Source organism: Nocardia tenerifensis NBRC 101015 (assembly GCF_000308715.1).
In the GTDB taxonomy this organism is placed as follows: domain Bacteria; phylum Actinomycetota; class Actinomycetes; order Mycobacteriales; family Mycobacteriaceae; genus Nocardia; species Nocardia tenerifensis.
In genome coordinates this window covers 22,669-30,332 of the sequence record NZ_BAGH01000070.1, presented here as the reverse complement: position 1 = coordinate 30,332, position 7,664 = coordinate 22,669, and the positions used below count along the sequence as shown (strand labels likewise).

Sequence of the window (7,664 nt, the reverse complement as noted above, 5' to 3'; positions counted from 1 at the left end):
CTCCCCGCACGAGTGGACGAACTCGCCCAACAAGTCGGCCACCTCACCCCACTCCCCGCACGAGTGGACGAACTCGCCCAACAAGTCGGCCACCTCGCCCCTCTTCCCGCACGAGTGGACGAACTGTCCGAGCAGGTGGACGAGTTGACCGGCCAAGTGAATCGGATAACCGGACGGATCGACCATCTGACCGAGCAGATGGACCAACTCGCACCGTTGCCCGCGCGAGTAGACGAGCTGGCAACGCAGATGGATGGGCTGACCGCGCGAGTGAACGGTCTGGCCACCCAAATGGACACGTTCACCGGGCGTCTCGACGGCCTCGCCACACAGGTGGACACGTTCACCGGCAGGCTGGATGGGCTGACCGAACGCGTGGATGGGTTGGCTGAGCAGGTGAATTACCTGACGGTGCGGGTGGATCAGTTGGTGGAGTTGCCTGCGCGGGTGGATCGGCTGGAGGGGCAGGTGGCCGAACTCACGGTGGCCGTGCGGAAGAACTCGGAGACGCTCGAGCTCGTGGTCGAACTGCTGCGAAAGCAGCAGGGCGACAAGGGTTAAGCGTCGGTCGCGGTCGAGACACCGGAGGAAAGTGGGTATCCCGAGTGCGCACGCCGTGGCCGCGCACCCGGGAAGCTGCGAAACCCTTACGCCAGCAAGGCTTTGGCGATGTGGGTCACCTGGATCTCGTTGCTGCCGGCGTAGATCATCAGCGACTTGGCGTCGCGCGCGAGCTGCTCCACCCGGTACTCGGTCATGTACCCGTTGCCGCCGAACAACTGCACCGCCTCCATGGCGACCTCGGTGGCGGCCTCGGAGGCGTAGAGCTTCATCGCTGACGCCTCGGCAAGCGTCGGCGGCTTACCCGCGCGACCCCGCTCCAACGTGTTGAACACCATGTTCTGCACGTTGATCCGGGCGATCTCCATCTTGGCCAGCTTGAGCTGGACGAGCTGGAACCGGCCGATCTCCTGCCCCCACAGCCTGCGGTTCTTCGCGTAATCCAGACACAGCCGGTGACATTCGTTGATGATGCCCAGCGCCATGAACGCCACGCCGACGCGTTCGGCGGTGAAGCTGGAGCGCGCGCTCTCCCGGCCGTCGCCGCCCCGATGCTCCTCGGTCTCACCGAGCAGGCGATCCTTACCGAGACGGACATTGTCGAAGAACAACTCGCCGGTGGGCGAGGCGTGCAGGCCCATCTTCTTGAACGGCTTGCCCTGGGTGAAACCCTCCATGCCCTTGTCGAGGACGAAGGTGAGCACCTTGCGCTCGCGCTTGTCGCCGCCGTCGCCCTCGTCGAGCTTCGCGTAGACGATCACCACGTCGGCGAAGGGACCATTGGTGATGAAGGTCTTCTGCCCGTTCAACAGGTAGTCGTCGCCGTCGCGCCGGACGTAGGTCTTCATGCCGCCGAACGCGTCGGAGCCCGAGTCGGGTTCGGTGATGGCCCACGCCGCGACCTTCTTCATGGTCACGATGTCGGCGAGCCAGCGCTCCTTCTGCGCGAGGGTGCCGCGCGACATGATGGTGGTCGCGCCGAGACCGATGCTGACGCCCATGGCGGTGACCAAACCCATGCAGACACCGGACAGCTCGCCGATGAGCACCGCCATCAGCGACTCCTGCCCGGCGAACGGGCTCCCGCCTGCGGACTTCTCCTTCTTCTTCTCCGGCAGCGGCTCACCCGCGGCGGCCGCCTCCTGCTTGGCCCGCTGCTTGGCGAGCAGCTTCGTCACCGCCTCGCCGCCCATGGCGTCGATCCCGAACTCGCTGAACAGTTTCCGCACGATCGGATACGGCGACAGCTCGCCGCTGTCGAGGGCGTCCAGGTTGGGCCGGATCTCCTTGTCGATGAACGTGCGCACGGCGTCGCGGATCAGCACATCGGTCTCGGACCATTCGAACATCGTTGTTCTCCTTATCGTTTCGGCGAGCTCAGGGCAGCCGAGCGGAGATGTCGTCGATCAGCCACGGACCCTCGGTCTCGATCGTCTTCACATCGTGCCAACCGGCCAGCTCGGAGATGGCCCCGCCCTGCACCGCGAACACCTTGCCGGTAATCGGGCATTTGTCGGAGGCGAGGTAGGCGACCAGCGGCGAGATGTTGGCCGGGCTGAAGGCGTCGAACCCGCCCGCCTCCACCTCGTCGGCCTCGGCCGCCATCATGGCGCCCATGCCGGGCGTGGCGAGGGTGAGCCTGGTGCGCGCGATCGGCGCGATGGCGTTGACGCGCACCCCGTAGCGGGCCAGCTCGTCCGCCGCGACCAGGGTGAGCGCGGCGATCCCCGCCTTGGCCGCGCCGTAGTTGGCCTGGCCCGCGTTCGGCACCGTGGTGCCGGAGGCAGAGGCCGTGTTGATCACCGCGGCGTTGGGCTGATTGCCCGCCTTGCTCTGTTCTTTCCAGTAGGCGGCGGCGTGGTGCAGCACGGCGGCGTGCCCCTTGAGGTGCACGGCGATCACCGCGTCCCACTGCGCCTCGTCCATGCCCGCGATGAACGCGTCGCGCAGGATGCCCGCGTTGTTGACCACGATGTCGAGGCCGCCGAGCTCGGCGACCGCCTGGTCGACCACGTTTTTCGCACCGTCCCAGGTGGCGATGTTCGCGGTGTTGGCGATGGCCCGGCCGCCGGCGGCGACGATCTCGTCGGCGACCTCCTGTGCGGGGGTGTTGTCGGTCCCCTCGCCCGCGTTGCTGCCGCCGAGGTCGTTGACGACCACGGCCGCGCCCTCCCGCGCGAACAGCAGGGCGTGCTCGCGGCCGATGCCGCGACCGGCGCCGGTGATGACGGCTACTCGGCCTTCCAGTGCACCCATCGATGTCTCCTCTTCGGTGAAGTCTGTGCTGAATAATGCGGCGGCGTGCCGGTTTTCGCCGGGACGGCGGGCAGGCCGTCCCGGCGCGATCAGTCGGCTATCTCGGCGAGGCCGTCGCTGAGGACCACGTCTTCGCCGCGCACGGTCTCGAAGGCGTAGGTGGTGACGCCGTCGGCGGAGCCCACCTTCCAGATACGGGTCTCCAGATCGTCACCGGGAAAGACCATCTTGGCGAAGCGCACCGCGAATCGCCTGAGTCGGTGCACATCCGAGCCGGCGACCTCGGTGAGCACGGCCCAGGATGCGAATGCCATGGTGCACAGCCCGTGCGCGATGATGCCGGGCAGCCCGGCGTCCTTGGCGACCTGCTCGTCCAGGTGCAGCGGCACCGGATCGCCGGAAGCCGGTGAGTAGCGGAAGGTTTGGTCGTCGTCGACATGCTGCGGGACGACCGCCACCGGCTGCTGTGCCCGCAGGTTCTCGTCGAACTTGTGCGGCGGCGCGGCGGCGCCGACGGTCTTGCCCGCGTCGATATTGCGGAAGAAGGCGGTCAGGTACTGCTCGTTGACCAATTCCCCTGCGTCGGTGCGGCATTCGATGAGAATGGTGATGGTGGTGCCGTTGGATCGGCTGGTGTAGCCGGTCGCCTTGGCGCGCGAGACCAGCTTGTCGCCGGGCTCGATGGCCCGGTGGAAGTGAAAGTCCTGCTCGCCGTGCACGACCCGGCCGAAGATGTCCATCGGCGCCACATCGATCACCGGCATCATCATCGCCTCGAAGACCGGGACGATGGCGAAGATCGGCGACGCGACCTTGCCCGCGAGGTGTGCCTCGATGGGATCGTTGGTGGCCGCGGCGTATTCGCCGATCCGCTCCGCGGTCACCTCAAAATGTTCATCGTCACACCAGGTTTCGAGTCCCGAGTCGTCGAACTCGACCAGCCGCGCACCGGTCTCACTCATGCGACGCCCTCTCGCCGGGCCCCGCTGCTCACGCGGAAGCCAGGGCGTCGAGCTGCTCCAACGACTTGTCCAGCTGCTTGAGCCCGTCCTTCTCGACGGCCTTGCCGAGCGCGCCCTTGATCAGCGCGCCCTCGAAGTCGCCGGAGACCAGAATGGTGCTGCCGCCGTCCCCCTTGGGCTGGATGTCGAAGGTGAATTCGGTCTTCACGCCGGCCATTCCGGTGCCGCCGAGGGTGAGCTTGGTCGGCTGCTCCACCGAGACCACGGTCCACTCCAGCTTGTTGGCCATGCCGAGCATGACGATCTTGGCGACCAGCTTGGCGCCCTGGGTGAGCACGGCGGGCGGCTCCTCCATGAAGCGCTCGTGGATAGTGAACCACTTCTCCCAGGTGTTGGGGTCGGAGACGACCGCCCAGAGCGCGTCGGGGGTGGCGTTGACGTCCTTGGTGGCTTCGATGTGTCCCATGGTGTTCTCCTCGTCATCGCGGCGTGCCACTCGTCCCGAATCGGAGACGAGCCTGGCGGCCAGGTCGAAAGATGGTGCTGTTGAGCTGGTTTCCGTGTCAGCGGTCGGCGCGCTGGTACGCGGTGACGACAGCGGCCCCGCCGAGTCCGATGTTGTGCTGCAGGCAGGCGGTGACGTTGTCGACCTGACGCTTGTCGGCGGTGCCGCGCAGCTGCCAGGTGAGCTCGGAGCACTGCGCCAGACCCGTCGCGCCGAGCGGATGCCCCTTGGAGATCAATCCGCCCGAGGGGTTCACCACCCACTTGCCGCCGTAGGTGGTGAGGTTGTCGTCGATCAGCTTCCCGGCGTCGCCCTCGGCGCACAGGCCGAGCGCCTCGTAGGTGAGCAGCTCGTTCGCCGAGAAGCAGTCGTGCAGCTCGATGGCCTGGAAGTCCTCCGGGCCGAGGCCGGACTGCTGGTAGACCTTCCGCGCGGCCTGCACGGTCATGTCGTAGCCGACGAGGTTCTTGGCGGTCTCGTCGAAGGTGGACTTGAAGTCGGTGGTCATCGCCTGCCCGACGATCTCCACCGCCTGCGCCGCGAGGTCGTGCTTGTCCACGAAGGCCTCGCTCGCGAGGATCACCGCGCCGGAGCCGTCGGAGGTCGGCGAGCACTGCAGCTTGGTGAGCGGGTCGTAGATCATTCGCGCGCCGAGGATGTCGTCCATCGTGTACTCGTCCTGGAACTGCGAGTACGGGTTGTTCACCGAGTGCTTGTGGTTCTTGTAGCCGATCTTGGCGAAGTGCTCGGCGGTGGTGCCGTAGCGCTTCATGTGCTCGCGGCCGGCCGCGCCGAACATCCACGGCGCCACCGGGAACAGCACCTCGGAGATCTCGGCGAGCGCCATGATGTGCCGGGCCATCGGCTGCTCGCGGTCGTCCCAGGTGGAGCCGAGCGAGCCGGGCTGCATCTTCTCGAAGCCGAGCGCCAGCGTGCACTCGGCCAGCCCGCCCCGAATCGCCTGTGCGGCAAGGTAAAGCGCGGTCGAGCCGGTGGAGCAGTTGTTGTTGACGTTGACCACGGGGATGCCGGTCATGCCGAGTTCGTAGACGGCGCGCTGACCGGAGGTGGATTCGCCGTACACGTAACCGACGTAGGCCTGCTCGACGAGGTCGTAGGCGATGCCCGCGTCGGCGAGCGCCTTCGTCCCCGACTCGCGCGCCATGTCGGGGTAGTCCCAGTCGCTGCCGTCGTCATTCTTGCGGCGGCCCGGCTTCTCGAACTTCGTCATGCCTACGCCGACCACATAAACCCTGCTCGCGAAGCGAGTCGATGAGGGGTGGTGGTCGGGTGACGGGTGGGCCTTGTTGGCCATCGAACTCCTCAAGTGCCTCTTCCGGCGCCTGCCGCCGGGGTGTTGCTCGGGCAGTAGTGAGTCGATGCGTCCGACCCAGCTGAAACAAACATACAGAGATGTATGTAACCATGCAAGACGTTTACCTCGACAGCCCGAACAGGACAACGAACAACGAGGTAGAAGCGATCTTCGCCAGACATACAGCTAGTGGCGTATTTATCGCCACCACCTGCTGGTAACCAGCGATCAAATGCCACACCACCCCCATGCTGTTACCTGCCTCACCATCCCCGACGACGTAACAGCCGCGTAATCACCCGGCAATTCCCCGACCACAACGGTGTACGACCGTCGAAAGGTCGCAGTCGTAACTGTGCGGATGAGGAGTAGAACGTGGTCGACCTGGATACCCGATCGTCGAATTCCGACGGGATCGCCGCGGCGAAGGAAACACTCGAGGATTACACGCTGCGGTTCGCGCCACGGAGTTACCGGAAATGGAGCCCGGCCGTGGTCGGCATCTCCGCCCTCGGCGGCATCGCCTACCTAGCCGACTTCGCCATCGGCGCGAATATCGGCATCGCGCACGGCACTGGCAACGCGCTGCTGGGCATAGGCTTCTTCGCGATCGTGGTGATGCTGACCGGTTTCCCGCTCGCCTACTACGCGGCGCGCTACAACCTCGATCTCGACTTGATCACGCGCGGTAGCGGTTTCGGCTACTACGGCTCGGTGCTGACCAATGTCGTGTTCGCGTCGTTCACCTTCATCTTCTTCGCGCTGGAGGGCTCGATCATGGCCCAGGGGCTGGAACTCGGCCTCGGCATACCGCTGTGGCTTGGCTACCTCGCCTCGACAGTGCTCATCTTCCCGCTGGTCATCTACGGCATGAACACGCTGGCGAAACTGCAGGTCTGGACGACGCCGCTGTGGCTGCTGCTGATGGTGCTGCCGTTCGGGTTCCTGCTGGTGCGCCACCCGGATTCGGTGTCGTCGTTCTTCGCCTACGGCGGCGAGAACGGTTCGGGCGTCAGCCTTTCCGGCACGTTGCTCGCGGCGGGCGTGTGCCTGTCGCTGATCGCGCAGATCGCCGAGCAGATCGACTACCTGCGCTTCATGCCGCCGCGCACGCCGGAGAACGCGCGCAAGTGGTGGGGCTGGATGCTGCTGGCGGGTCCGGGCTGGGTGCTCTTCGGCGCGCTCAAGCAGGTGGTCGGCCTGTTCCTCGCGGTCTACCTGATCGCGAATCTGCCTGCGGCGCAGGGCATCGCCAACCAGCCGGTGCACCAGTTCCTGGAGATCTACCGCGACATGGTGCCGGGCTGGCTGGCCATGACGCTCGCCGTCGTGCTGGTCGTGATCAGCCAGATCAAGATCAACGTCACCAACGCGTACTCGGGCTCGCTGGCCTGGACCAACTCCTACACCCGGGTCACCAAGACCTACCCGGGCCGGCTGATCTTCCTCGCCGTGAACCTGGTGATCGCGCTGATCCTGATGGAAGCCAACATGTTCGACTTCCTGAACAACATCCTCGGCTTCTACGCCAACTGCGGTATCGCCTGGATCGTCACCGTCGCCACGGATATCGCGGTCAACAAGTACCTGCTGAAGATCTCGCCGAAGCAGCCGGAGTTCCGGCGCGGCATGCTCTACGACGTCAACCCGGTCGGCCTGGTCGGGTTCGGACTCTCGGCGGTGCTGTCGATCATGACGTTCTTCGGACTCTTCGGTGAGTTGCTGAAGCCCTACTCGCCGATCGTCGCCGTGGTCGTCGCGTTCGTCGCCACCCCGCTGACCGCCGTCGCCACCAAGGGCAAGTACTACCTGCGCCGCACCGACGACGGCATCGACCTGCCGATGTTCGACGAGCACGGCAACCCGTCCGGCGAGACGCTGACCTGCCACGTGACCGGGCTGGAGTTCGAGCGTCCCGACATGATCGCCTCCGCCGTGCCCGGACCCGAGGGCGAGATCCAGTACATCAGCTCACTGGCCCTGTCCACCGACAAGCTCGGCCACCACCTGCTCCCCCGGCAGTCATGACCTGAGAACGAAGGCGCGGTGACCGGACTCTCGGTCA

At 65.9% G+C, this 7,664-nt stretch carries 7 protein-coding genes; 2 read left to right on the top strand and 5 right to left on the bottom strand.

Translation table 11 applies throughout. From position 1 onward, the window contains the following. On the top strand, positions 1-561 hold a 561-nt coding region (locus ON39_RS05835; RefSeq protein ID WP_157195408.1), incomplete at its 5' end, for a hypothetical protein. Between the two features lie 86 nt (positions 562-647). Here ON39_RS05835 and ON39_RS05830 read toward each other — a convergent pair. The 5 genes from ON39_RS05830 to ON39_RS05810 all read right to left on the bottom strand — a co-directional run bounded on the left by ON39_RS05830 (position 648) and on the right by ON39_RS05810 (position 5,599). Continuing rightward, a complete protein-coding gene (locus ON39_RS05830) occupies positions 648-1,910 on the bottom strand; it encodes an acyl-CoA dehydrogenase family protein (protein WP_040731886.1) in 1,263 nt (420 codons plus the stop codon). Between the two features lie 28 nt (positions 1,911-1,938). Then, positions 1,939-2,817 carry an SDR family oxidoreductase gene (locus ON39_RS05825; RefSeq protein ID WP_040731885.1) on the bottom strand — a complete coding sequence of 293 codons (879 nt, stop codon included), beginning with the start codon at positions 2,815-2,817 and terminating at the stop codon, positions 1,939-1,941. Between the two features lie 89 nt (positions 2,818-2,906). Continuing rightward, the gene (locus ON39_RS05820) at positions 2,907-3,779 is read right to left on the bottom strand and encodes a MaoC/PaaZ C-terminal domain-containing protein (RefSeq protein ID WP_040731883.1); all 873 of its coding nucleotides are present in this window, start codon (positions 3,777-3,779) and stop codon (positions 2,907-2,909) included. Positions 3,780-3,807: 28 nt separating this feature from the next. Next, entirely contained in the window at positions 3,808-4,245 is a 438-nt protein-coding gene (locus tag ON39_RS05815; RefSeq protein ID WP_040731904.1) for a type II toxin-antitoxin system Rv0910 family toxin, read from the bottom strand. 97 nt (positions 4,246-4,342) lie between these two features. Beyond that, entirely contained in the window at positions 4,343-5,599 is a 1,257-nt protein-coding gene (locus ON39_RS05810; protein ID WP_051186336.1) for a lipid-transfer protein, read from the bottom strand. Positions 5,600-5,974: 375 nt separating this feature from the next. Here ON39_RS05810 and ON39_RS05805 point away from each other — a divergent pair, with 375 nt between their 5' ends. After that, entirely contained in the window at positions 5,975-7,627 is a 1,653-nt protein-coding gene (locus ON39_RS05805) for a purine-cytosine permease family protein (protein ID WP_051186335.1), read from the top strand. The last annotated feature ends 37 nt before the right edge of the window (positions 7,628-7,664 follow it).